This window comes from Paraglaciecola sp. MB-3u-78 (genome assembly GCF_002835935.1).
Lineage (GTDB): Bacteria > Pseudomonadota > Gammaproteobacteria > Enterobacterales > Alteromonadaceae > Paraglaciecola.
In genome coordinates this window covers 267,380-293,238 of the sequence record NZ_PJCF01000004.1, presented here as the reverse complement: position 1 = coordinate 293,238, position 25,859 = coordinate 267,380, and the positions used below count along the sequence as shown (strand labels likewise).

Sequence of the window (25,859 nt, the reverse complement as noted above, 5' to 3'; positions counted from 1 at the left end):
TATCTTTTTAATTCAGCGGCGTTTCTTGTAAAAGCGTTTGATATTATGCTTGGAATGGTGATCCAGTATTTCATCTAATTTATGTCCAATTTTAGAACTAATTTTAATTTGTTCTAATTGAGGCCAAGTTGACCGTTCACCTTCAATAACTAATTCATCGATTTCAGTAGAGGTGAGTTGGCCCAGCAGTTTTTGAGGATCCACAAAATTAAAGTTGGGTACAATATTCACATCACCTTTGTAATCTTGAGCCATAACCGAATAGAACATACTCATGGTTTTACCCAAATCCGGAATTTTACGTAAATAACGTCGGCTAAATTTTTCGCCACTTTTTAAAATTTCATGGGTGGATAATCGTAAAACCTTTTTTGCCCCTTCAGACACAGGCAAATACTGTTCGCCTTTGATAATAGCCAATGCTAATGGATTGGCCTGACTGACAATATAATGATTAACCCCATAGAGTCTGGCGAGTCTTTTGGCTGGTAAATCATCAGTGACGGCACCATCTACCCAACGACGCTCAGGTAAATGGGGCTGGGCCTCACCATAGACATTTTTCGCCATCAACATAACAGGTGCATATACACCAGGTACTGCACAGGAAGCCATCACCGCCGTTCGCACATAAACATTAGGTGAAGTGATTGCATTCATTAACCTTGACGTTTGGTGTTCTTCGGCTGGTGCGATAGTAATGCTGATCATTCGATCTGTTTTTTCATAGGCTTCCTGGAAGGTCATATCAGGGATGAGAGCCTCCAACAATATTTTCAATGATGCAGGGTCAACTTGCTTGCGTATAAGGCTTTTGGGACGCTTATCAATCTTTTCTTGTAGAGGATCCAGTGCATTGTCACCTTGCAAAACAGCAGGTAACTCTTCGTCAGAATAAGTTCCAAGTATGGCTGCAGAAACCGCCCCTGCGCTTGAGCCAGAAATCACAGTAGGCAACACGTTATGTTCAAACAACGTTTTGATCACACCACGATGAAAATGTCCAAGTGAACCGGCACCACTCAACATCAAAGCTGAACGGCCAAAACAGTGGCTGGCACGTTCAAAAAAATCCAGTTTGTCTTCTTTGGTGATCTCACCTGACTCTGGAATAGAGGATATATGTTCTAAGGCACCGACTATTTCATCAACGTATTCTTCGATTAGATGTTTTGTACCAAATTTAGCCATTTTATAGAGTTCAGATTTCCCCATTCCTCCCTGATTTCCGTGTATCCCTTCATTCAGCGCAAATAATAGTCCAATGTTGTCTGCTTGACGTCTGTGCTCTTTAAGTGCATCTATCCTGGAACGAATATTGGCATAATCGTAACTCTTTGACTCGTCTTTGGCTTTCCATGCTTCGAAACCAGACTTTGAATCGTGCTCAAGCGCAGTATTTTTCCAATCAGCATAACTGTCGGCACGGAGCATTTTGCGCTCCAAACGGGAGAGTGAAAAACTAGAAGAGAAAGAAAGCATAAGGTTAGATTACCGCAATAATAAAATTATATCTTTATGCATTATAATCATAAAAATTGCTGTGGACCATCAAGATGGCTGATATAAACCTACAAGAAAAAATGAGGGGGATCCTGTGGCGTCTGAACTGAATAACAGTGAACATGAAAAGATAGTGCTAGAGCATCAGGCGGCAAAACTGTTTATGCGCTGGTATGAGCACGATACAGGTAATCCAATACGCCACCTTTGGCATAACCGCCCCGCCAAACCTGATGTGTCTTGTCGTTTTGAGGGAGACAGATTAGATTTGGAAGTCGCTCATCTATATGGCAGTGAGCAGGAGGCCATGCAAATATTGAAACGAGAACTAAGTGACCAGACCCGTCAAGAACTTCAAGCATTGGAAAAAAACACTATGCCACATGGGCGCCTGTTAACGGCTCTAAACCGAATTCTGTTTAATAAATCCTTTAAGCGCTATAAAACCAAGCGGGTTTGGTTAGTGATCCGTAATGCTCACCCTGCTTGGGGGAAAGATCAAATATTAGCTCTGCAACATTGTATATCAATTCCCTCTACCCATCCCTTTGAACAAATTTGGATAGTAGGTGACTGGGATGGCAAAAGTGGCATTGTACAGCTTTTTCCTTAGAGCAGATTAAATAGCGGCCCACCTCGAATTAACAGGCTTTATTTATCACATCAATCAAATACTCGATATCATCCTCATCATTATAGATATGTGGCGAGACACGTATCCCTAAGCTCCGTACATCGACTCCTATATGTGCGGCTTTTAAGGCTTTGAGAACAGAGTTTTGCCCATCACCAAACTGTAATATTGCGGTACCACTGCATTTATTGGCCGCCCTAGGTGACACAAGTTGTGCCCCAAACGCTTTATCCAATAGAGCTAAAAGACGCAGATTATGCTGTCTTGCCAAGCCTGGCGTTATTTGGTTAGCATAATCGATACTGTGGGCAGCTAAGATAAAGGAAGCGATTGAGGGCGTGCCCCCCCAAAATCGTAATGCACCTTCATGGTAGTTAAAGTTGTGTATGTCAAACTCAAAGGGATTGTCATGGGAAAACCAGCCTACATCTCTTGGCTCGCAATTTTTTATCTGACTCGGATGCACCCATAAATAGGCAGCCCCTGGACCTGAGCATAGCCATTTCACCGAAGACCCAATCATAAAATCGGGCACTGTTTCGGTCAGATCTAAAGGAATGAGACCCGCCGATTGCGCCACATCTATAAGGGTCAGAATACCTTGGTGTTTCGCACTATCGACTATAGATTTTACTGGCGCCTGTTGCCCTGAGTTTGAATACACTTGGCTGATAAATACCAAATCTATGTCTTCCCTTAAATGGCTTTGCCACACATCTACAGAAGTAGTATCTAAGTCTTTTGGAATAAAAAAAATCTCACATTCAGGTAAGGCATGGCGTAATGCAAACCCCATACTGGGGAAATCTTGTTCACTCATCAACACCTTAGCAGAGGGTTTGGTTAGCCTAGGGTGAGACATAAGAAGCTTGCACAAGGCGCTAGATAAATTTGCCTGAGGACAAAAATTGTCTGGCTCATGGTTGAATAAATGCCCTAAAGCAGACTGAAATGTTTCAATACTGCTAAGCCATTGTTGCCAAGGCTCAGTACTCAAATTTTGCCAAGGGCTAAAAAAAGCATCCTGAAAAGCCTGAGGTGCGCTCTTAAGCGGGCGACCGACCGAATGACTCAACAAATAACAACCTTGCTCAGGCAAACAAAAATCTGCTTTATAATCCTTGCTCGATAATTCTAATGTCATCTAAGGCTAGCCTTGAGAGTCTTGATATCATTAAAGCGAGTCAGAATGTCGCTACGTTCATTTGCCATGCGTTTATCTTTGAGTTTTTCTAATCCACTTAGCAGAGATGCAAGAGGAGGACCACTTGCCGTCACAGAATTTAAGTGGGTTTGAGTTAAGTCACTGGCAGGCTGAGTAATATACTTATTAACCAGTTGCTCATGATGCTGATTGGCGGTTTCACCATGCAACTGACAGGCGGTTAAGAATTGACCTAAGTTGTCCTGATACCAGTCTTGATTGGCGCAGTTTTTAGCATTGAGAAAATCGTTCATAAGACTTTCCCGGCGCATACAGTCTCGCAATAAGGTTTGATCTTCAGGCATCATATAGAGAAACTTATCCACTAACAGCTGAGAATAATTTGAATCATTTGCCGGACACAGACCTAATAGCAAATCAATAACATTGATACCCGCAAAATCCCCTGCATTGGCGCCGCGAAACACCTGAGAGCCAACACGGTAAGGTTTATAGTAGGGACGCACACAATAGAAAAAGCGTGTCGCATCTAAACGTTCAAACAATATAGCATTCGAATCGATCACTTCTTGCAATGCCTTTTGACACGACACCAATAAATCATGGCTGATGGGATGAGATATCCCCAGCGGTTGAATTTTTAAGAGCGCGTCTGCAGCCCTTTTATAGGCCAAAATACCCCGGGTATTATAATCCAAAAAAAGCTTTTCATCGTCTAAACTGGTGAAGCGCTTATAAATACCATTTTGAGCGCTGTTATGTGTGGTTAAATGGGCAGTAGCAAAACGCGGTGTAACCCCAATCGAGGCACCAATATGCATGGCTAAAGCCGATGCTTCAATTAGCGGTGAAGTCGTCTCTCGACTAGGCTCAGTAATTTCGTGGCGACGACAGGCGGCCATATACAGACCCACATTACCTAATAAATCAAAAGCACTATCGAAGCCTTGATCGGTATTACCCTCAGCCAACAATTCTTTGATTAAATCTCGCCCTTCCCTCTCCAAGCTCTGTTTGATGTCCTCCCCTATACCCTCAACATTGGACTTGTCTTCTTGTTGGAAATACAGGGCTTCCAATTCATCATTAAGCTTCACAAAATCGCTACGGATCCAACTATCAAAGGCTTGTGTTTTTGGTGTCAGTAATTTCATGTTTTCCTAATTATTATTATGTTGGTTTCCCATTCGAGTCATACCACCCCTAGGGAATATAGAAATATGTTGCCAAACCATTATGAAATAAAGCAAGTTAACCGAATGAATACCATAACATGGTCTTATGTGATGACAGATCAGGGCGTGCCCCTTTTTTTAAATCTTATTTTCATTAAGGATGATTTACCGATAAGTAGACATTCAATGGATATGAGTATGATACATAAGCCACATACAGCAGATGTCCTCCATGATTCAACATTCCTTGATTTGGAAAACTTAAAACAAAGCCTCAGTCTTTAGGTTTAGTGTTAGTGTTAAAAAGTCAAATGTATGGGATTGTAGGTAGCTACCTATTCCTATTTCCAAATTTTCAATATCGATAAAAAAAATGCCTCAGACTCTCATTACAATTCAATCAAATATTTACAGACATGTTACAAGATTGATAATGAGTGGATTGATAATTCTAAAGAAATAAGGGACTTAAGTACGATAGACTGCAACAATATCCATTTCGAGACCTCAACTATGCCTAGTTCAAGTTTACGTCATCAATTTTATAATTATGTTAAAGGCTGTGCTTTTGCAGCCCTTAGTATGTGCCATTTAATGGCAGTCGCGAGGCAGATTTAGCCAAATAAGTATCAGGAACAGTGACTTAATATTACATAAAAAAAGGAGTGAAAATGAAATTTTTAACAATAGTGACATTAATCATGCTGCTTAGCAGTGCATGGGGCAAAAGCATAGCAGCTGAATTTACAGACGGTCCGGTTATTTTTGGCTATGGCAAACATACACCAGTGCAACAAGATATGCAGCTTGAGAAAGATGCCCTGCTTAAAGTGGTGTTTGATGTCAGTCAAGCTGGCAAAGATGGGGCTGTTAATCGTGGTTTTGACAGCGTCGCACGATTTTTGAATATGCATGTAGCCAATGGCATACCCACAAAAAATATTCACTTAGCCATAGTGGTGCACGGCAGTGCCAGTAACGAAATGCTAAATAGCAAAGTGTACCTAGCTAAATATGGTAAAGAAAACCCAAATATTGAATTGATTTCAACCTTATTGAAATATAATGTTGAGCTAATTCAGTGTGGCCAATCTGCGGCCTATCATCAGATGGCTAACCAAGATATGGTTGAAGGTGTTAATATGGCGTTATCAGCCATGACGGCCCACGCAATTTTAGCTTCACAGGGTTATAGTCAAAATCCATTTTAGCGACAGCTTTAGATCCTATACTAAGTGGTACATATTAGAAATCACACCTACAGCCAAGGTAATTGAATCAAATTGATATAGCCCTGTGAAAATATTTATAATGGACGTATTGTTAATTTTTTTTTAAACTGAACACCCAACATCAGGCAAACTCAAAAAAGCAAAACAAAGCTTTATGTTGCTGCGCCGCAAAAAGGTACACTAGTGAACTTACCTCACAGAAGTGTCCATTTGAGTCCTGTTAATAGGTTACTTGTTGTTAAAAACAATTAAATAGACACCTATGATAATTGACTCAAGCACGTCAAAAACACCAAATTCTATAAAGTTATAAAGCGATATCATGACAAGAAAAATATTATCTTTGAAAGTAAAAAAAAATGAAGAACCTAAACAAGTTGATGAAGTGGTCAAGGACTTAACACACGGTGACCCGCAAAAACGTTTTTTAAATGGCGTAGCCGTCAACCCAACTCAATGCATTCAACTAGAATTAGGCTCTGAAGAATTCACTACCCGAGCGATGGATTTGATCACGCCGATAGGAATGGGGCAACGAGGTTTAATTGTTGCTCCACCGGGCTGCGGAAAAACCACCATTTTAAAGCATATTTGTCAGTCGGTAGGAAAAGCCTATCCCGAAATAAAGCTTTATGCCTTACTTATTGATGAACGCCCAGAAGAAGTCACTGATTTTAAGCGCAGTGTGCCAGCTGAAGTTCATGCCTCATCTACTGATTCAAGCTATGAGCAACATGTGCGCGTAGCGAATCAACTGCTTAACTCCGCTCGCAAGCAAGCTGGAGAAGGTCATGACGTTATGATTGTCATCGATTCTCTTACGAGGCTCTCTCGAGTTCATAATGCAAGTAGAAAGAGCAGCGGTCGCACAATGTCCGGCGGGCTTGACTCTAGAGCCTTAGAAGTACCAAGAAAACTGTTTGGCTCCGCTAGAAAAATCGAAAATGGTGGCTCCCTCACTATTTTAGCGACCATACTGGTTGATACTGGAAGCCAGATGGATCAGGTGATATTTGAGGAATTCAAAGGCACTGGGAACATGGAAATCGTTTTATCACGTAAGATTGCAGATCAGAGGATTTTTCCCGCACTTGATATTGCTAAAAGTAGTACGCGCCGTGAAGAACTACTTTTAAACCCCAAAGATCTCGACAAAGTAATCGTTTTACGTAGGGCGCTTTCCCACCTTAAACCTTTAGAAGGCGCCAGGAAATTGGCTGAGTTACTTGAAAAATATCCTACAAATGCAGAGCTATTAAACTGTTTTATGCCAAAAGTGTAAGAATCTAATATCCCTACCCTTCGTTATTTGATCAAATACTGAGAATTATTTGAGCATAATTACAATAGGTTAGTTCATGGCTAGGTACTATATTAAACAGAAAAATAGACGTTTTTTACCACAAATTACACAGCTACTTAGCACATACAGAAAAGTAAATTGACTGGCATCATTTAAAATTCAAAAAATAAGCTCATATAAAAAACGCGATATTATCTCTACCACAACGTTCTCGGTGCGCGGTACTTGATACTCGGCATCGGATACTCTCAGTGTTAATAACCTAGAGTCTTAACACCTGACTTATTCACATTTAAATCATTATATATACGCTCTTTTTAACCATACCCCATTTTGTTTTTCGAAATACTAATTCCTGCGCCAAACGCAGTACAATTCAATATTGCGTTTTAATTCTCTCAAATCAGATAACTGACCTTCTTCAACCGTTTTATCAAGTTGATATTTAGCATCTTCACATTTTTCTCCCAATACATTTTTAGTGTCATTTTTTTCAAGTACAGACGGATTTGCAACCACCGCTCTTGGCTGTGCACAAGCACTCAAACCCAACACCAAAATACTGGTTAACAACACATTACGCATATAAATCCTTAATTACACAAAGTAAACAATCAGACAAAAACTGACTTTGATTTAGCTAAACAAGTAAATCATACAGACCCTCATCGTAACATAATCAAATATTTAGAGTCATTTGAGCATATTTACATTGGGTGGCTTGGTAAGTCTTTAGTTCAATATGGTTTTTTCTATAAGGGTCGAAGGGCACATATTTAGCACGTGTTGGTTCAGCGTTGCTTATAAATGTTATGAAAACCTTTTATTGGCGAAATGAAAGCACTAGACGCGTTGTACATAACCTGACACATTACATTTACATTTACATTTATTGAAACCTTAAACTTCACTTTTCAAATATTGACTGTCCGGTGATTTAGCGTTGTCTTTATTAATAATTAAACGGAAAAGTAACGCATGATGAATTTACCATGGTTAGCTCACTACGAATCTTTAGGTATTATCACCCCAGAGTTTGAAGATAGACCTTTTGGTAGCTTTATTGAGGAACATGCCCGTATTCAGCCTGAAGCGATGGCGATGTGGTATGTAGCACGTGGAATTAGCTATGCAGAATACAATGAACAAGCCAATCGCTTAGCCAATGCTTTAATATCATTGGGGGTTAATAAAGGAGATGTTGTTGGCATTCACCTGCCTAATATTCCGCAATATCCAATAACGTTAGCGGCAATCAGTAAGATAGGCGCAATCGGTTCAGGAATTTCGCCGCTCTTAGCCCCACCAGAAGTGGCATATCAAATTCAAGATGCAGGCATTAAAGTCATTATCACGCTAAACGAACTTGCATTAGCTTTAGCAGCTATGCCTGTAACCCCAGACTGTTTAGAATATACAATTGTAACAGGGGCTGCGGATTTACTAACCCCAACAGACTTTGAACTTCCAGAAATTAAAAATTGTGAAGTGTTCCGGTATTTAAGTCTCACTCAATCGGCATCAGATGAATATAATCAAACTGATGTCCATTGGAACGATACCTTCATGATCCAATATACTGGCGGTACCACAGGCAAACCTAAAGGCGCGATGTTGTCGCAGCGTAATGTTATGCATAACACAGCGCAATCGATGGCAGTGAATCCTTTTAACGAAAGCCAAGAAACGCTATTGAGCGCGTTTCCAATGTTTCATATTGCAGGACTAGCCAATGCAATTGCCGCAGCCATTTATGGTGGCAAGATGATCCTCGTGCCCAATCCACGGGATACAGATTTTATTTGTGAGCAACTTCAAAAGCACCCTGCAAACGTTATCGTTGGAGTCCCTGCATTATATGACATGATGGTTGCTAATCCTGCATTTTCATCCCTCGATTTTTCCAAACTAAGAGTGGCGGTATCAGGAGCCGCCCCTCTCACTCGCGGAAGTTACGACGCGCTTGCAGCTATTATTGGCGAAAATAAGATATCTGATGCGTTTGGCATGACCGAAACAGCACCTTGCTACACTGCCAATCCACCGAAGCGTTATAAACTTGGGTCAATTGGCTTTCCTGTTCCAAATGCAAAGGTACGTATTCGCGACGTTGAGACAGGTAATCAAGACATGCCCTACGGCGAACCGGGAGAGATTATTTGTTCCGGGCCCCAAGTAATGAAAGGATATTTGAATTTACCTAACGAATCGGCCAAAGCTCTGCGAGAGATTGACGGCGAGCGCTGGATGTTTTCTGGCGATGTAGGATACATGGACGAAGATGGTTATATTTTCCTTTGTGATCGCGCCAAAGACATGCTGATTGTGGGCGGTTTCAAAGTGTTCTCAGTCGAAGTAGAAGATAAGCTTTCCGCTATCCCTGAAATTGCAGCTTGTGCGATAATAGGTACCGAAGATAAAGCCCGTCCAGGTAACGATATAGTCAATTTGTATGTTGAGTTATCTGCCCGTTATATAGATGCCGATCAAAACGCAATAAAAGATAAAATTTTAACATTTTGCCGTGAATCTATGGCTGCCTTTAAAGCACCAAAACATATTCACTTTATCGATGCCATACCTCTGACACCAGTAGGTAAGATTGATAAAAAAGCACTACGCTAATCTTATTTTTTATGAACTACGCAGACACCCATTGTCATTCAATCAAATTTTTAGAAGCATTTGATAAATTGACTATGGGTGGCGAGTTATGCTGTCTGTTAAGTTCCATAAGGCGTTAGAATTTATGATTTTCTTTATCCTTGAGATGAGGCTTCAAATTGTTGATTTTGGTTTTCCCAAGTATTTTCAATAGCAAATTTCTAAAAAACATGAGGGGCGGATAAAGAATATTTGAAAGGTCTTTTGATTTAAACATCCAATAATTAAAACGATTAAATATGCCCCAACGACTGCTAATCAAAGCAAGCCTATGTATCGCATCAGAGCCATAATAAAACTGATCACCCATCTTCAAAACCATTCCCTGATCGATGTCAAAACCTTGTGCGGTGATTTCATTCATCACTTCACTATTTTTCCTTGCATCCACAATACGTAAATCACCCACACTTTCTTTAATCCTCACGACTTGGCAATAAGCATTACAGGCCGGGCATTCAGTATCATACACAAGTAAAATTTCTTCACAGAACATCGGGGTACCCTCGCCTTTTGAGGTATGTATAAAACTCATTTAAAAAAACTTTCATAATAATTCAATCAAAAATTTAAAGTTATTTATTGATATTGCATGTTTTGGAACACATCCATCTCTATCTTTTAGCCGTTAGCAAGAATACTGGAAACGCCCCATGTGGTTTATGCACTGCACTGGCATCTACAATTTCAACCTCTTTTAAACCAGCTTGTTGTGCAGCATTAACAATTGCAATTCGTTCAAAACCAAAATGATAGACACCCGTGTCTTCTGTATGAAAGCTTCCATCTTCCTTGTCGAGATCAGATATAGCGATTATTCCACCATCATTTAACATAGAATAAAATTTTACGAACATTGCCCGAATATCGCTCACATGATGCATTGTCATTGAAGATATGATCCCATCAAATTTGTCAGGGATATCGTTGGACTCTAAGTCAATGTGTAAAATATCGATTTCACAACTCAGACTGCTTCGTTTTTTTTCAAGCTGTTGGTTCATCGATTCTGAAATATCTATTGCTGTAATTTTTCTTACAAATGGCGAAATGCGTTGGAGCAACAATCCAGTACCGGATCCAAAATCCATTAAATGCATTGTACGATTGAGACTGACACATCCTATTATAGCATTAGCAATGTTATCGACATTTGAAACTCTATTCTCATCGCTCTCGTAAATATCCGCTTTGTGTTCGAAAAGATCTTGAGTCATCTGTACTTCCTAGTTTTGTATAAGCCCCAACATGCCAACGAAACGAACCTAGTGAGTTGAGGTTAGATTAATTGGATTGTTAAAGTTAATTCGGGCTTGGCAGCAACTTAACACCCATTATTCCCATGAATCCATTAGCAACTCTGCAATTATATTTTGTATATGTCTTTGGGTGTGTTGAGTTAGATAATAATATTGAAATAAAGTGTGGTCGTTGCCATCAGAGTAAAATTAACAGAACCCGTTGCGAAATATTTCACAACATTAACTTGGGCGTCGTGTTCCTTTATATCTTTACAATAATCATTGCTTTACTACCATACTTTCAGGCATTTTGACCGCAATAACGCTGCCTTTGGCACATATCACACCATTAGCTGAAACGATAATATCAACTATGATTTTGCGCTCTTTGACTTCGTTAAAAGACCCGATTAGTTCAAGCTCAACTCCTTGTGGGGTGGGAGCTAAATAATTAACATTCAATGCCCCAGTAACAAAGCGTATAGCTGGTAATGTATCCATATCTCTTTCTGCATTACGAAACGCCATGGCGGCAGCACTACCCGTTCCATGACAATCAATTAATGAGGCGATCAAACCACCATAAACAAAACCAGGGATCGCAGTATGGTAAGACTTAGGAGTATAGTGAGCGATAGTCTGCTGACCATGCCAATAGCTTTTTAGTTGATGACCTTCAGGATTGTTTTTGCCGCAACCATAGCAATGGCTTAAATCGTCAGGATAACAATCTTGAAATGCTTTATTATTCATATTTATTCCTCAAAAAAAAACGTTAAAGTGACTCGGTAATGCTTGGATATCATTGACAACATTATCCTACAGATTAGCTTTAATATGATCGGATTAATTCAATCCTTTTTGCCCACGACTAACGTTACCATGATTATTAATCATCTAATAAAACCATAACACTGCTCTTGTTTACAATTTATGTAGATACAATTACCCATACATCCATGAATAATATTTTGGTTTATGTAGGTGAGTAATAAAAAGTCATCCTAGATTGGACTGGACTGAGCGTGATGCAATCATACGGTTGAATCAATCGCGACTAGTAAGTCATCGCTCATATGAGCCGTTGAGTAATCTTGGTTAAAGTCAAAAATTTCCTGAAAGCTGACGTAAGCTTTTGTTGGTTTTCAGAGCCGATGTTCGACTAAAAAATGCTAGCACAGAAGTTGAGGTAGACCAGACTGAAAGGCAGTTCCGAGCCCAGAGCGTGTGAAAACTATATTAGCTAGTTAATTTTGAAAAACCACGAACTACATTAAATTTCAATTGCCGAGCGGTCTGAATTTGAATTGATATTTACGCAGGTGCACGTTCTCTATTGTATATTTTGAGTTTTCACACAGCCTCAGCCAAAACCGGTCATACGCGATTCAAATTGTTTTTGAATTTAAAACACTCTTTTTGAAAAAAATAGTCTTTTTTGTTAATACAATTAATGGAATGTGAGCTTTAGCGGACGCTTACAGAAAATGCAGATAACTACGCGACTGTGCTTTGATCGAAGTTCGTTGTTCGCATTTCCTCAATCGTTACCCTATCTCAAAACACAAAATGTTTTTTCCTTGCTCAACTTCTATTAAACCAACTTTTTGATAATGATATTTCTAATACAAGAAAATATATGCATTCCTAAGCAGTGAAATGCAGTGAAATGCAGTGAAGTGAAGTTAACTTCTCCAAACCACTCATTTGTTTAAAAATAATACAATGTCTACTGGACAAGGAAATTATATTATCTATATTCTATCACTAAGAACCCCTTTTCTACGCTAAGTTAGCGACAAATAACTTTTTCGTGTTGCGTGAAGGAATACTCAAACACCAAACCAACCAGTTCACTGTTGGTTTGGTCGTACTGTTATTAGAGGGATTTACTCATGATTAAGATGCATGCACAATGCACTATTTTACTTACAGCTTTGTTTCTAAGTGCTTGTGGAGGGAGCGGTGGTGATACGCCTGCTACTGTTACCCCACCGCCAGTTGGCACAGCACCACCCGTTGTCACACCACCCACAGAAGTGGTGATAGAAACACCGCCGCAAGTGACCAATACACAATCCCTCAGTCAGCATTTTATAGAATTCACCTTTGACAAGGTTGTTACCTCAGATCTGCTCAAAGCAAGCGATATCAGTATTATTTCTGGGGCGGGCCAAAAGCTAGAGGTAGAAAAATTATCATTTTACGCTGACGGCTTAGGTGCTGTATTACAAACAGAGGCCCAGGACCCAATCCTTTACACCATTGTGTTGAATTCACAAGGTTCAAGTACACAAGCCAAAGCAATGTCCAGTTCTACCTCAAAGACAACGAAAGTAGACCCGACTATTACTTTTACTAACGCCGACAACTTTATTGGTAGCACAGGGCCAGAACCTTTTGTTATGTCCGTTACCGCTATGTCAAACACCTCGGTGCTGGTAACCATGGACCGTGATATGAATAAAGGTTCGGCTGAACTTGTGTCTGCCTATCGAATTCTAGCGCCCAATGGGAGTGTTCCAAATGTTGAAGAAGGTAGAATTGAGGTTCTAGCAGCTGAAGTGGATAACAAAGATCCTCGTTTGATTACGCTAACTACTACTCCGATGACCAACATAGAATATGTCTTAGTTATCACTAATATCATCACTCAACCGGGTAGTAAGCTTATTCACCCAGATCGAAATGGCGGCTACTTTTTTGGGATTTCTGAAACAGATATCACAGCTCCATTATTACTAAGTGCAGTATCAACATCTCACAATAGTGTTATAGCAACTTTTAACGAACCGCTTTGGGATACAGCTGCAGAGCCAAAACATTACCAAATTTGTTCAATTGCATTTGATAATGCCGGTCAGTGCCCTGAGAACAATCAATTGAGTGTTATCTCTAGTGAATTGGTTGGTCTAAATACCCAAGTTTCAATCATTACAGGCCCTCAAGACAGCGGAGTTAATTACTACTTATCTGTCACTAATGTAACAGATCGAGCATCTCCTGCGCCGGGCAATATTATTGCAGATTTTACGGTTGCTAAATTTATTGGTAGCGGACTGAGCGCCCCTAGTATTGCCAGTGCTATCGCCACAGATAATACTCATGTATTGGTAAATTTTACCGAAAGAATGGATGATGATGCGCTTGATTGGACCAAATATCGGGTAGAAAATCCATCGCTTGATATTATTAATGCGATATTTGGTGATGATCAATGGCATGTTATTTTAACTACGACACCACAAGCCCGAATTGATTATCAATTGGTTGCAAGTAGCATTCACAGTGCTGAAGGTTTATTAATGGCTAATCCACCTGTACCTGCTTTGTTTGTTGGATTTGACCTTAAAGATACGCAACAACCCTACTTAATTGCCTCAATTGCGGAATCAAGTAATAGAGTTCGTTTATATTTTAGTGAGCCACTTGATGTTTCAGCTGAGACTCCCAATTTTTACACCATAACGTTTTGTCCTGAATTTCAAACTTGTAGCTCAGGTACATTGATTAATTTACCGGTTCTTTCTGCGCAGCTTGTTGAGTCAAATACTGAAGTCGTTCTGACTGTAGAGAATATTGCTCCTCGAGTTCCCCATAAAGTTGACGTAAGCTCACAAGTGACAGATCAGGCAATGCCATTACCGCATAATAGTATGGATCCAAATCTGTCTTCTGGTTCGTTTGGTTTATTACTTGAAGATAAATTCTCTCCTAGTGTGGCTAATCTCACTTTTACTAGTACTAATAGTATTACCTTGACCTTTAGTGAGGAAGTAAACGCGGGCGCTGCAAACCCACTTTACTATCGTGTTTGTACGCAGCCGTTTGCTGCAAACGGAAGTTGTACGAATGGGAAAGTGCAAGTGCTTGGTGCAGAATTGAATCCAAGCCATACACAAGTTTCCTTAACCACAGAAACCTTAGTAGATGGTACAACTTATTATGTTCAGATTACTGATGGTGTTACTGACACCAGTGGTAATATTATTTTAGCCAGCGCTAACAGTATTGATGCTTACTACGAAGGGGCGACCAGTGTGTCAGACCCGACTCAATTACCTAAGGTAGTTGGTGCAATATCAACTGGTAATACCGGTGTAACACTTAGTTTCAGTTCAGTAATGGGCGATAGTGCACTGTTGCCAGGCAACTATGTTTTTACCCAAGAAAATGTTAACAGTGAAGTGGGTACGGTATTCACCATGGCGGTAACATGGTTTGATGCAACCCATACGTCAGTTAATATTCAAACAACTTCGCAAAACGAAGTTACCTACCGTGCAACAGTAGTGAATGTAAAAGACCTGCAGGGTAATCCGCTGGCGACTCAAGACGGTACTTTTAACATTAACTACGATCCGCGAAGTGCGGTTTTCCCGGGCTCTCCTCCTATCGCCCAGCATTGGTCTTTAGCCACCGGTAATTACCAACTTATTGATAATGATGACAATGGCATTATTGATGGTGGTGACACAGTTATTGTTGATGGCAATGCGCTAGTACTTATAGATAAAGACCAAGATGGTTCTGTCGACAATTGGGACGATGCGAACAACAATGATCTGATTGATAGTGGTGATTCAGTATCTGGTTTAGTCGACAGTGATAGCGATGGTCTGGCAGATAATGAAGAATTGCGCGGCACGACCGTAATGATTAGGCTAGTTAGTGGTGAAACTATTCTTCGTGAAGTGACCAGCGACCCTACCACTAAGGATACCGATCAAGATGGTCTATCGGACGGTGAAGAGTGGGCATTTGGTATGGATCCACGTTCACCTGATACAGATGCCGATGGTTTGAGCGACTATATCGAGTGGAACGTTATCTATAGTGCGCCTGCTGAGCAAGACACCGATGGTGATTCGTTACCGGACGGAGCTGAACATACTTTCTTCCTTACCTCACCGCTGCTGGCTGATACCGATGGCGACCAGTTTACTGACGACGAAGAAATAATTTCGTTAAATCGTGATCCAAAAGTGGCTGATATGCCAGAATTAGATATCGAAGTAGACGGTATTAATCTACAAATTGATGAACGTTATACTTATGTGAATAGCGAAGGCGAAAACGTTAGTAGTGAATCCAGTACGAGCGCTTTTCTGAGTAGCTCAGAAAACACATCTTTTGCCAATAGCACATTAACGTTTAGAGAAAACACTAGTTCATTCTCATGGGATGTGGGTTTTGGTTTAAGAGATGCTCAAGCCGATCATTCATCGGTAAATGGAGCCGAAGTAGCTTGTTGGGCCTGTTATTTAACATCACTTTTTGATCGTTTATTTATAGAAGTTGGTTTAGGTGGGACCACTGAGTCACATACCGGTACTAATACTCAAATTGATACAGAAAGTGCCCGAGAAGCACAGCGTGCACTAGAGAATTCGTTAATTAAGTTTAATGAACAAGCTAAAGGCCAAGAGGTAACGCGTGAATTAACTGCTGCCAGAATTAGTGCCAATATTAATGTTCAGAATAAAGGTGATGTAGCATTTACTGTTAAAAATTTAGAGATATCGGTATTACAAGTAGATCCACAAAATCCATCTCGCTACTTACCCATCGCTACTTTAATTGCTGATTCAACTTTGATTACTGGCAATGATTTAGAAATCAATATTGGACCATTTGATGGCAGTAAAGGGCCATTTGTGTTTGCTAATAATGATGTTTTCCCAGCTGTAATTGAAACATTAATGCGTGACCCGAAAAGCTTAGTTTTCAAAGTGGTAAATTATGATATTGCCGATGAATACCAGCGTAATTTTGCGTTTAGCAGCCAAACTGTACATGATCGTACAGCAGGAATTAGCTTTGATTTTGGTGAACTTGGTAGTGAAAATTATCAAGTAGCGACCAATGGCGTTTTAAACAATAAAACTTACCTTGGTGGATTTGATGGTTCGGGTAAGAACAAAGGATTATCTTTAGGCTATTTACTAGAAAATGTGCTCGGTCTTAATCAGCACGATACATCTGAAGATTATATTGATGCCGGACCAGACGGCAATCTAAGTACTACTGCCGACGGTGATGACGTTGAAAATGGCAATATAATAACGGCTGGTGCCGATGGGATTCTCACCACAAAAGCGGCAATAGGTGATTTATTGCGCAATAGCTCTGTAAGTACCGGTATTATTGCCGGGGTTAATAAAAAAGTAGATACCTTAGCTCAGGGCGATGATGTGCAGTTAATTCCTTTTGGTTCTAGCGGTATTGCACCTAGGACCTTAGTCATTGACCCTGGTAAGAATGGTGTCCTAGATTCAATACAAAGCATCGGTGACGAACAAGAGTTTATGAGTGGTTATGAACTACAGCGAACCTGTTCTGTTGCTTCGTCATTACCACAAATAGCTGGGCAATATTGTTTAGCGACTACTGCTGATTGTAGTTGTGATGGTCCTAAAGGATTAGTACGGGTCAAAACATTCCGTAACGGTGATTACGGTGCAAATTGGTTTGCAAGACTTGAAGGTGACATGCCTACCTCTGTTGATTTTGACCAAATTGAATTAAAAGCAGGTCAGTCAATTCGTTTAGCTTTTCTGCAAGACTTAGATAAAGACGGATTGTTTGCCCATGAAGAATTCCTCTTCGGTTCGGTAGATAGTGCTGTTGATAACTACAATAACGATGATTTTGTGCCTATAGTGATTAATAATCGTTACCTGAAGAAAACACTCGAGCAACTTGAATATTTCATTAGTGCGGACAATGTAGGTAAAGACCCAGCTGTTTATGGAGATGGTTTACCTGATTCTATGGATAGTGATCGCGATGGCATTAGTGATTTAGTTGAAGCCAAATTAGGTTGGTTAATTAGTCGAAATGGTCAATTAAAACGAGTGTTTTCAAGTCCGGCAACACCAGACTCTGACAATGATGGGTTATGGGATATTCAAGAGCAAGATTTGCGAGAATTTTGTAAGGATGATGATCCTCGAAGTGATGCTTTATGTATTGACCGGACTGTGGCTATGGATAAAGCCAGTGCAATTATAGTTGGCAAAAATGGCATGTTAGATACCCAAGCTCAAGGCGATGATGTCTATGCATTTGTTGACATTACTGACCCTGAAAGTAGTCGATTTAATCGAAACCTAATGTTTGCTACAGTCGGTATTTTACCTGGTCCCAATGGCATTATTGATACCAGTCTCAATAATGATGATGAATATTCAAACTCCAGTGTGAATTTGCCTGCAACCGATCCGCTTTCAAGTGATACCGATGATGATCGAGTCAGTGATGGTGATGAATTGTTTGGCTTTGCTGCTGGCATGGCTATTATCGAAACTGCTGAAACTGAGTGTTATGATCCCATTGCAAATAGTTGTGTATCCTCAACTAAAACTTGGGGGATAGTGAATACAGTTGCACAAGGTGATGATATTCAACGTATTTCCTATGGAAGTAGGACCAAAGTAGGCGATATCATTATTACCGCAGGTTTAAACGGTATTTTGGAAACACAACCAGTAGGCAACGATCAAACGGTATCTGAGTGGTTTATCGCTGCTGGACCTGACCGAGAGTTAAATAGTGTTGATATTCCTGTTGTTTATCCTACGAATCCAGCAGATGGCACTAATGTGGTGGTTTATAAAGCAGAAAACACAACATTAGCCCCTTACGCGCCAGCTGTTTGGAATTCGGCAGGTCAACCGATTGGTATTACTGATGCAAAATATGTAGAGCCTTGGTTACCTATTCCTGAAGGCAAAGATGTAAAACTCTATGGTCGTATAGTATTTACCGACCCATTACGAAGAGATAGCGACAATGATGCTATACCCGATGGTTTTGAAGTGGCAATTGGTGCCGATCCCACTAAAAACGATGGAGATAATTTCAGAGACAGTGATTTCGATGGTTTGTCAGATGCACTCGAAGCTCGCGGTTGGATAGTTTCTATCAATAATTCGACAGTAGGCTTATTAGTTCGTCCAAGTTCAGTATTAGCAGATTCTGATTTCGACGGTTTACCAGATTATGTAGAGCGTGATATTGGTAGTGATCCAAACAGCGCCGATACCGACAATGATGGTATCGATGATTATCAAGAGTTTCGCTCCATTACTCATACTTCTATTGATGGCAGCGAAGAATATAGCTTCAGTGTCTTTGACTATGCAAATATTCAATCGTTTTTTACAGGGTTTAACTTGGTAATAAATCCGGATGCGTATGGTACTAATCCACTTTTACAAGATACTGATGAGGATGGCTTAACAGATCATGCTGAAGTAATAACCGGTTACACCGTAATACTTACCGGAGAGTTAGAGCCCTGGGGTATTATTTATACAAACCCTACTAAAGCCGATTCAGACGGAGATGGATTAACAGATTATGAAGAAGCAAATAATTTCAATGGTTACATTACCAATGCGAATAAAGTTGATACCGATGGCGATGGTACTGACGATAAAAGTGAAATTGATAGCGCTTTAATTAATCCTTTACAAAGAGATGCGTTAGTTCATGTAAGTTATGAGTCCATTTATTTAGGGTATATGGGTGAGGGAGAATGTGCTCTAAATCCTCAGGAAGATTGCGAAGAGCTTACAAATATTTTGTGGTGGCTATATGGGGAGGGGAATGATGGAGCAGAGCAAGGAAATCGTATCCTTTCCAGTTCTGATGAATTTGCTTATACCCCAGAAGGAACAGTAAGACCCTTAGCATCAGGTCATCAACAACTCGTTAACCAGACTATTTTACCACCAGGTGAGATTCCTGATTCGACTGACTTTACCAGAGGGCTGCTTATGGAAGTGAGCTATTGTGAAGGATCTCCAGAATTTGATGCAACTACTTGTGACGATTATCTACCACTAAACTTTGGTGACCGCGGATATAACGCAAGTGCTTATGTTAATTGGGGGCGGGGTGGACTTCCGGCAGCGGATAACGATTTCAAAGTTAAATGGAGTGGCCAGATCTATTTAGGTGAAGGGTTAAAGTCATTTACTAAATTAGATAGTGATGGGAATGTCATACTAGATCCTCAAACTGGTGATCAGCTGTTTGAATCTGATGGTACTACTCCCATACTAGATACCGATGGCAATCCTACATATGATCCTGCTACTTGGCTGCCAAAAGTATTTTTTGAAGATGCTGATTATTTCATACACATTAATTCTGATGATGGGTTTCGAATGACAGTAAGTGGTGAAGGGGTCGAATGGCCGGGCGTTAATGATGAATGGTCTCTAAATTCTAATCAAAATAAAGAATTTAAATTAACAGTTTCTCAACCCGGTTGGAAAACTATTGAAATTGAATATTTTGAGCATCATGGTGATGCACGTTTACTAATGCAGTGGCAGACGCCTTCATTTGATACAAATGGTAATCTTGTTCTCAACGGCAAGGTACCTGTTCCTTTAGATAACTTAAGGCATACTCTTGGTAATGGCTCTTATTCATGTGTTGGTATTGAAAGAGATCCTAATCAAACTAGTTTTATTTCACTAAATCGATCAATTGAGATGGATAATATCATTTCTCCAAACAAAAAATACGCGCCCGGATTATCCTATTATGGCAGCATGAAAGGCTCTGAAATGAAAATATTTAGGGAAGCAGTGTCTTTTGACGTAATTAAAGCTAATCAAGTAAATAGACTTGAGTCTGATGCACATAGTCGTTATTACATTGAAGGTGCTAATATTAGAGATATTGACAATGTTCTTTTAACTCCAAAAGATCTTATGTCAGTCGCGGTTGATTTAGCAGCCTCGAGACATATTATCCGCGGCTTAGTCAAAACTAGTGTAACGAATGATTCAATTGTTAAACCTGCGGTAGTAAAAACAGATGAAGATGGTAATCGTTATTTTGATTTATCTAGTGAAGGTCGTATGTTGTACCGCCAACTTTCTCAAAATGCTGGGGTTTATGGTCAGCAAACATTTGTAATCCACGAAGGAGAGAATATCAATTTGTCAGGAGTGTTAATGCGGGTAGACGATATTGAAAGCCTTACTTCATGTCCAATTGGCAGTGCAAATGTTGTTAGCCAATTTCAATCGGGTTGTATGAAACGATTTTCTCGTTCTGTTAGTTATGCCGAAGTTACGTCGCAATCATATCTAACCTACGACATTAAACAACTAGGCGCAACAACCACAAGTGCGAGTAATGATCCTGCGGGTTGTGAAATTGACATGAAGTTGATCATTACACATTAGAGGCAGTTCCAGCTCTCACGTTGGATACTTCGAAACATTAAAAAATGTCGGCTAACACCGACATTTTTTTGCTTTACTTTTCCAGATGCCATTAACAAAAGATAAAAATATCGGTTGAATAGAGTCCACTATTTCATAAACCCGAGTCAATAAATTGAACTCAGGTTTATAAGTTTAAAGCCTGAGGATCCGCGAATATTCAATCAAATTAATTAAGGTTCAGTTGCTTCTGATTGAAACATTCGCAAAACATAATAATCGAGGACAAGATCTGAAATAGAGGAAAGTGGGGATAATCGAGCAATTATTGGTTAATTTTGTCTTAAGAATTCGGACATTGGATATTATTTACAAAATCATTAGCTAACATCCTAATAAAAGAATGTCAGCAGTGTAGGATTTAAATCCACTTATGCTTTTTGAAAAATATCAGCATTCCAGTGATCATCAGTACAATAATCATCCATACTGAGATGTAGCCATATTGCCACTCAAGTTCTGGCATGCTTAGATAACTTACTTGTGGATTAAAATTCATTCCATAAACACCAACAATGAAGGTAGGTGGAATAAAAATAGTCGCAATGATTGTCAGTACCTTCATGACGTCATTCAACTTTAGGCTAACGCTGGTCTGTCACCTTTTGGAATAGGAAAACCAAAATCTAAAAGTAAATCTCGAATTTGTTTCGCTGTCGCCACTTTCTGCGTCACTAACAATTCCCGAATGCGTACTAGCCCTTGTTGGCATTGATTTTCTATACTCAGCAGTCGTGTTGGTTTAACTTGCGGTTGTAATGCCGCGATGGCAATCGCTGCCGCATCGTTTGCATCTGTTTTTTGACCTTGTCTAAATGCTTTGACTCGCCTGGCTGACATGCTTTTTACTTTGTGACCGTGCTCAATCGCATAACGTGCTCAGTAATGCGTACCACTACATGCTTCCATCGCAACCAAGGACATGGGCTTTTTAATCAGTAATTCTTTCAATTTTTTTCTAGTGAAGGATTTGTTGTAAATAACCTTGCCTCTATACCTGGTTTTACATACTTGAAAAACATTCTTTGCTAAATCTATCGCTAACACATTAAAATTGGCAATGTATGGGCTCCTGTTGGTAAAAGTTTGCTTACTTATTACGCTATCCCCCTAGGGGGAGGGGGTCCATACATCTCTGTGGTAAAAAAATCTTTTAGTTTTAATTTTCAACAACAATAAGAAGCATAATTTGTGGCATTTAAGAAAGAATTAAAAACAATTTGTCATCTAGCGTGGCCTTTACTGGTTGCGCAAATCACCCAAACCTTGATGGGGGTGTCAGATACTATTATGGCGGGTCGTTATTCAGCTACCGATATGGCGGCTGTGGCCATAGGGTTTGGTTTTACCCTGCCAATTATAGTGTTTCTTCAAGGGATCACCCTTGCACTGCCGGCTATTATTTCGCGTTTTAATGGCTCAAAACAGATTGATAAAGTCGCTAACTATACCCATCAAATGATTTGGCTAGCCTTGGCTTTTTCTATTCTTGCCGTGTTATTTGGTTTTGTATTTGAACCTTTGATGCAATACATTCAAATGGATGAGGATTTACGGCGAATTACCATCGACTACATTCATTATATTTTGTATTCGATGCCTGCCTTTGCTTTGTATCAAGTACTCAGAAATTTCTGCGAAGGGTTATCGATTACTAAACCTAGCATGCTCATTATGGGTATCGGTCTATTGGTGAACATTCCTGCTAACTATGTGCTTATTTACGGTAAATTTGGATTGCCTGAAATGGGCGGCGCGGGTTGTGGTGTGGCAACAGCACTAGTGTTTGTGGCCATGTTTATTGCTACCTGGTTATATACACTCAAATCCAAAAAACTGGCTAGGTATGACTTATATACCAAATTGTACCGCCCACATTATCAAGATATGCTGGAATGTTTGAAATTGGGTTTGCCTATCGCTATGACCATACTATTTGAAGTCACCTTGTTTGCGGCAGTGGCCATTTTACTGGCGCCTTTTGGTGCAATTGCGGTGGCATCTCATCAAGTGGCACTAAACTTTTCTGCACTGATGTTTATGATCCCCCTAAGTATTGGTATGGCAACCAGCATTCGTATTGGGCATTTACTTGGTGAGCAAGATCCTGAACAAGCAAAAGTCGCCACAAAGTGTGCTTTCTTGTTGGGTATCAGCATTGCCGTATTCACTGCCTGCTTAACTGTTATTGGCCGTGAGTTTATTGCTAAGTTATACAGTATTGACCCACCTGTGATTGAGTTGGCCTCAGGCCTTTTATTGTTGGCTGCTATGTTTCAATTTTCAGACGCAATTCAAGTCATCTCAGGTACTGCGCTGCGCGGTTACAAAGACACAACAGCGATGTTCTATTTAAGCTTTATATCCTATTGGGTAGTCGGTATGACAATAGGATGTGTGTTGGGGCTAACTGATTGGATAGTGCCGCAAATGGCTGCGGCAGGTTTTTGGATAGGCTTTATATGTGGTTTAAGTACAGCGGCTGTAACTTTAGGGTTACGACTCAAGTATATTCAAAACAAACCATTCCACTCCATTAACCCTTAAATAGGGATCAATATGCAGTTATTGGATATCGCATTTCGCCCAAAATCTAGAGCCCCGATGCAAACTAAATTAGAGGCTATGGTAAGCAAAGTAGCAGGTGTAGAGGGTGACTTTAGAGGTAAGCCCGGCAAACGTCAGGTGACAGTCATGAGTTTTGAACAGTGGCAACTTGCTTGTGATGAAGTGGGTACCACACTTCCATGGACAGTCAGGCGAGCTAATTTACTGGTTGACGGCGTGAGTTTTGATGCAAGTATGGTAGGTCAACAAATCAAGATTGGTCAATGTATTTTGTATGTTACCGGTGAGACCGACCCTTGCCCAAAAATGGACGCGCAACATCAAGGGCTAACCCAAGCACTTACACCTGATTGGCGCGGTGGTGTTTGTTGTCGCGTCATTTCTGATGGAAGGATAAAGGTCGGCGATAAAGTGATGATCATTTAACAAATAGAAATACTAGGGTACTGGCTTTGTTTTAAAATCTATTAACGTGATCTCGGATTTGGGTTTATTATTACAGTAATTATTCACTTACTAGGTTGAAGATTAATTATGAAAGTCTCTTATTTACTTATTGTTGTATCCGCCCTTGCCTTTTCACCAGCAAGTCACGCCGAAGGTTGGCTCGATTCTATTAAGGGTATGTTTGGTATGGAAGCAGAAACACCTGCCATGCCAAACGTAACTGATATGATTAGCTCAGTCAGCGAATCTGTCGGCATTGATGAATCTCAAGCAAAAGGTAGCTTAGCATCAGTGTTTAACTATGCTAAAGAAAACATCTCTGCTGAACAATTCAGCGGTTTAAGTGATTCACTTCCTGGCCTCGATTCATTAATGGGTGCAGTGCCAGATATCAGCGGTATGTCGTCTGAAGGTGGATTAGGCGGATTGATGGACAAAGCAGCCAATTACAATGCTTCGTTAAAAGCAGTCAACGAGTTAAAAAAACAGTTCGAAGCATTAGGGTTAAGTTCAGAAATGATCATGCAAGTTGTTAATAGTGCCAAAACTTATTTAGACACTGATGAAGGTCAAAAAATCAAAGAACAATTAATGAAAGGCTTAAACACGTTATCCCTATAATATGTAAATGGGCTTGCTACTTATTGCAGGCCCTTTTACAACTCATCATTAAACAGAATTTTCTCCTAATACCTATCTACATAAAAAAAACATACAAAAAAATTGTCCAAAACCAATTTTCGACCCATAGTTTAGACTCATGAATCCCCCCTTTAAGGAAATACTATGGACTCCGTTGAAACACAATTACAAACATTCTATGACAAAGCCATCACCCTAGGAACAGAATACGGTACTCAATTTATACTCGCGATAGTCGTACTGGTAGTTGGCTTGTGGGTAATAGGTAAATTGAGTAATGGAGTTAGACGTAGCGCAGTTAAAGGTTTACCAGACGAAACCTTAGCAAAATTTCTAACCAATATTTTTGAAGTGATACTAAAAGTATTATTGGTGATCAGCGTCGCATCGATGATCGGTATTCAAACTACCTCGTTTATCGCTATTTTAGGTGCCGCAGGTTTGGCTGTTGGTCTTGCACTGCAGGGCAGTCTGTCTAATTTTGCTGGGGGTGTGATGGTGTTAATATTCCGCCCATTCAAAGTAGGTGACTACGTAGGAGCACAAGGTTTAGAAGGCGTAGTAACGGATATTGGTATTTTCGTGACTACCTTTATGACCTTCGACAAACGCATCATTATTGTGCCTAATGGCCCATTAGCAAACGGCAACATCATCAATTACACCGCAAGTGATGTTAGAGCGGTTGAGATATCCATTGGTATTTCTTACTCAGATGATATTGCCAAAGGCAAAGCAGCAATGGAGGCGGTATTAAAAGCGGATCCAAGAGTATTACAAGACGAAGGCAATGTAGTCGCTGTAGTTGATTTAGGCACCAGCTCGGTTGACTTTTTAGTCAGAGCTTTCGCAAAAACTGATGACTATTGGGGTTTATTCTTTGATATACGTCCAGCACTTAAGGCTGCGGTTGAAGAAGCGGGTTTAACTATTCCATTCCCGCAACGGGATATACATATGATCCAAGAAAGAGCTCAAGACTAAGGATAATCCTTAGTCTTGAGCATTCAAAAAATAGGCGCATGCATATTATTA

General features: G+C 40.1%; 18 protein-coding genes. 9 read left to right on the top strand and 9 right to left on the bottom strand.

Translation table 11 applies throughout. The features are described 5' to 3' along the window. Window positions 1–12 precede the first annotated feature (12 nt). Window positions 13–1,482: a DUF3336 domain-containing protein gene (locus tag CXF95_RS08155; RefSeq protein WP_101198225.1), complete on the bottom strand. Its 1,470-nt coding sequence runs from the start codon at window positions 1,480–1,482 to the stop codon at window positions 13–15. Between the two features lie 115 nt (window positions 1,483–1,597). Between CXF95_RS08155 and CXF95_RS08150 the strand changes: the two genes are divergently transcribed. Next, complete coding sequence (locus CXF95_RS08150; RefSeq protein WP_101198224.1) at window positions 1,598–2,116, top strand: hypothetical protein; 519 nt, start codon at window positions 1,598–1,600, stop codon at window positions 2,114–2,116. 28 nt (window positions 2,117–2,144) lie between these two features. Here CXF95_RS08150 and CXF95_RS08145 read toward each other — a convergent pair whose 3' ends face one another. Beyond that, window positions 2,145–3,281, bottom strand: coding sequence for an aminotransferase class V-fold PLP-dependent enzyme (locus CXF95_RS08145; RefSeq protein WP_101198223.1), 1,137 nt, complete (start codon window positions 3,279–3,281; stop codon window positions 2,145–2,147). Next, entirely contained in the window at window positions 3,278–4,456 is a 1,179-nt protein-coding gene (locus tag CXF95_RS08140; protein ID WP_101198222.1) for a monodechloroaminopyrrolnitrin synthase PrnB family protein, read from the bottom strand. Before CXF95_RS08140 ends, CXF95_RS08145 begins: the two co-directional genes overlap by 4 nt. A gap of 692 nt (window positions 4,457–5,148) precedes the next feature. On the opposite strand from CXF95_RS08140, the gene CXF95_RS08130 reads away from it, so the two are divergent. Further along, window positions 5,149–5,688: a DsrE family protein gene (locus tag CXF95_RS08130; protein ID WP_101198220.1), complete on the top strand. Its 540-nt coding sequence runs from the start codon at window positions 5,149–5,151 to the stop codon at window positions 5,686–5,688. A gap of 343 nt (window positions 5,689–6,031) precedes the next feature. Beyond that, on the top strand, window positions 6,032–6,991 hold the full coding sequence (rho, locus tag CXF95_RS08125) for a transcription termination factor Rho (RefSeq protein ID WP_101198219.1): 960 nt from the start codon (window positions 6,032–6,034) through the stop codon (window positions 6,989–6,991). A 369-nt stretch (window positions 6,992–7,360) separates the two neighbouring features. Here rho and CXF95_RS08120 read toward each other — a convergent pair whose 3' ends face one another. Beyond that, window positions 7,361–7,597, bottom strand: a complete 237-nt coding sequence (locus CXF95_RS08120) for a hypothetical protein (RefSeq protein WP_101198218.1) — start codon at window positions 7,595–7,597, stop codon at window positions 7,361–7,363. A gap of 393 nt (window positions 7,598–7,990) precedes the next feature. Here CXF95_RS08120 and CXF95_RS08115 point away from each other — a divergent pair, with 393 nt between their 5' ends. Then, window positions 7,991–9,637: a class I adenylate-forming enzyme family protein gene (locus CXF95_RS08115; protein ID WP_232787719.1), complete on the top strand. Its 1,647-nt coding sequence runs from the start codon at window positions 7,991–7,993 to the stop codon at window positions 9,635–9,637. 115 nt (window positions 9,638–9,752) lie between these two features. Here CXF95_RS08115 and CXF95_RS08110 read toward each other — a convergent pair whose 3' ends face one another. The 3 genes from CXF95_RS08110 to CXF95_RS08100 form a co-directional block, all read right to left on the bottom strand. Then, window positions 9,753–10,148 (bottom strand): DCC1-like thiol-disulfide oxidoreductase family protein, encoded by a 396-nt coding sequence (locus tag CXF95_RS08110; RefSeq protein ID WP_232787718.1) that lies wholly within the window; start codon window positions 10,146–10,148, stop codon window positions 9,753–9,755. 142 nt (window positions 10,149–10,290) lie between these two features. Continuing rightward, window positions 10,291–10,893: a class I SAM-dependent methyltransferase gene (locus CXF95_RS08105; protein WP_101198216.1), complete on the bottom strand. Its 603-nt coding sequence runs from the start codon at window positions 10,891–10,893 to the stop codon at window positions 10,291–10,293. A 303-nt stretch (window positions 10,894–11,196) separates the two neighbouring features. Further along, window positions 11,197–11,670 (bottom strand): PaaI family thioesterase, encoded by a 474-nt coding sequence (locus CXF95_RS08100; protein WP_101198215.1) that lies wholly within the window; start codon window positions 11,668–11,670, stop codon window positions 11,197–11,199. 1,142 nt (window positions 11,671–12,812) lie between these two features. Between CXF95_RS08100 and CXF95_RS08095 the strand changes: the two genes are divergently transcribed. Next, entirely contained in the window at window positions 12,813–21,128 is an 8,316-nt protein-coding gene (locus CXF95_RS08095) for an Ig-like domain-containing protein (RefSeq protein WP_101198214.1), read from the top strand. A gap of 400 nt (window positions 21,129–21,528) precedes the next feature. Here the strand turns inward: CXF95_RS08095 and CXF95_RS08090 are convergent, their stop codons facing one another. Beyond that, window positions 21,529–21,732, bottom strand: a complete 204-nt coding sequence (locus tag CXF95_RS08090; protein WP_232787717.1) for a CorA family divalent cation transporter — start codon at window positions 21,730–21,732, stop codon at window positions 21,529–21,531. A 14-nt stretch (window positions 21,733–21,746) separates the two neighbouring features. After that, window positions 21,747–22,034, bottom strand: a complete 288-nt coding sequence (locus CXF95_RS08085; protein ID WP_255418909.1) for a transposase — start codon at window positions 22,032–22,034, stop codon at window positions 21,747–21,749. A gap of 324 nt (window positions 22,035–22,358) precedes the next feature. Between CXF95_RS08085 and CXF95_RS08080 the strand changes: the two genes are divergently transcribed. The 4 genes from CXF95_RS08080 (at window position 22,359) to CXF95_RS08065 (ending at window position 25,808) form a co-directional block, all read left to right on the top strand. Next, on the top strand, window positions 22,359–23,714 hold the full coding sequence (locus CXF95_RS08080) for an MATE family efflux transporter (RefSeq protein ID WP_101198212.1): 1,356 nt from the start codon (window positions 22,359–22,361) through the stop codon (window positions 23,712–23,714). A 12-nt stretch (window positions 23,715–23,726) separates the two neighbouring features. Further along, window positions 23,727–24,161, top strand: a complete 435-nt coding sequence (locus CXF95_RS08075) for an MOSC domain-containing protein (protein WP_101198211.1) — start codon at window positions 23,727–23,729, stop codon at window positions 24,159–24,161. 108 nt (window positions 24,162–24,269) lie between these two features. Further along, a complete protein-coding gene (locus tag CXF95_RS08070) occupies window positions 24,270–24,803 on the top strand; it encodes a DUF2780 domain-containing protein (protein WP_101198210.1) in 534 nt (177 codons plus the stop codon). A 165-nt stretch (window positions 24,804–24,968) separates the two neighbouring features. Then, the gene (locus tag CXF95_RS08065) at window positions 24,969–25,808 is read left to right on the top strand and encodes a mechanosensitive ion channel family protein (RefSeq protein ID WP_101198209.1); all 840 of its coding nucleotides are present in this window, start codon (window positions 24,969–24,971) and stop codon (window positions 25,806–25,808) included. Window positions 25,809–25,859 lie beyond the last annotated feature (51 nt).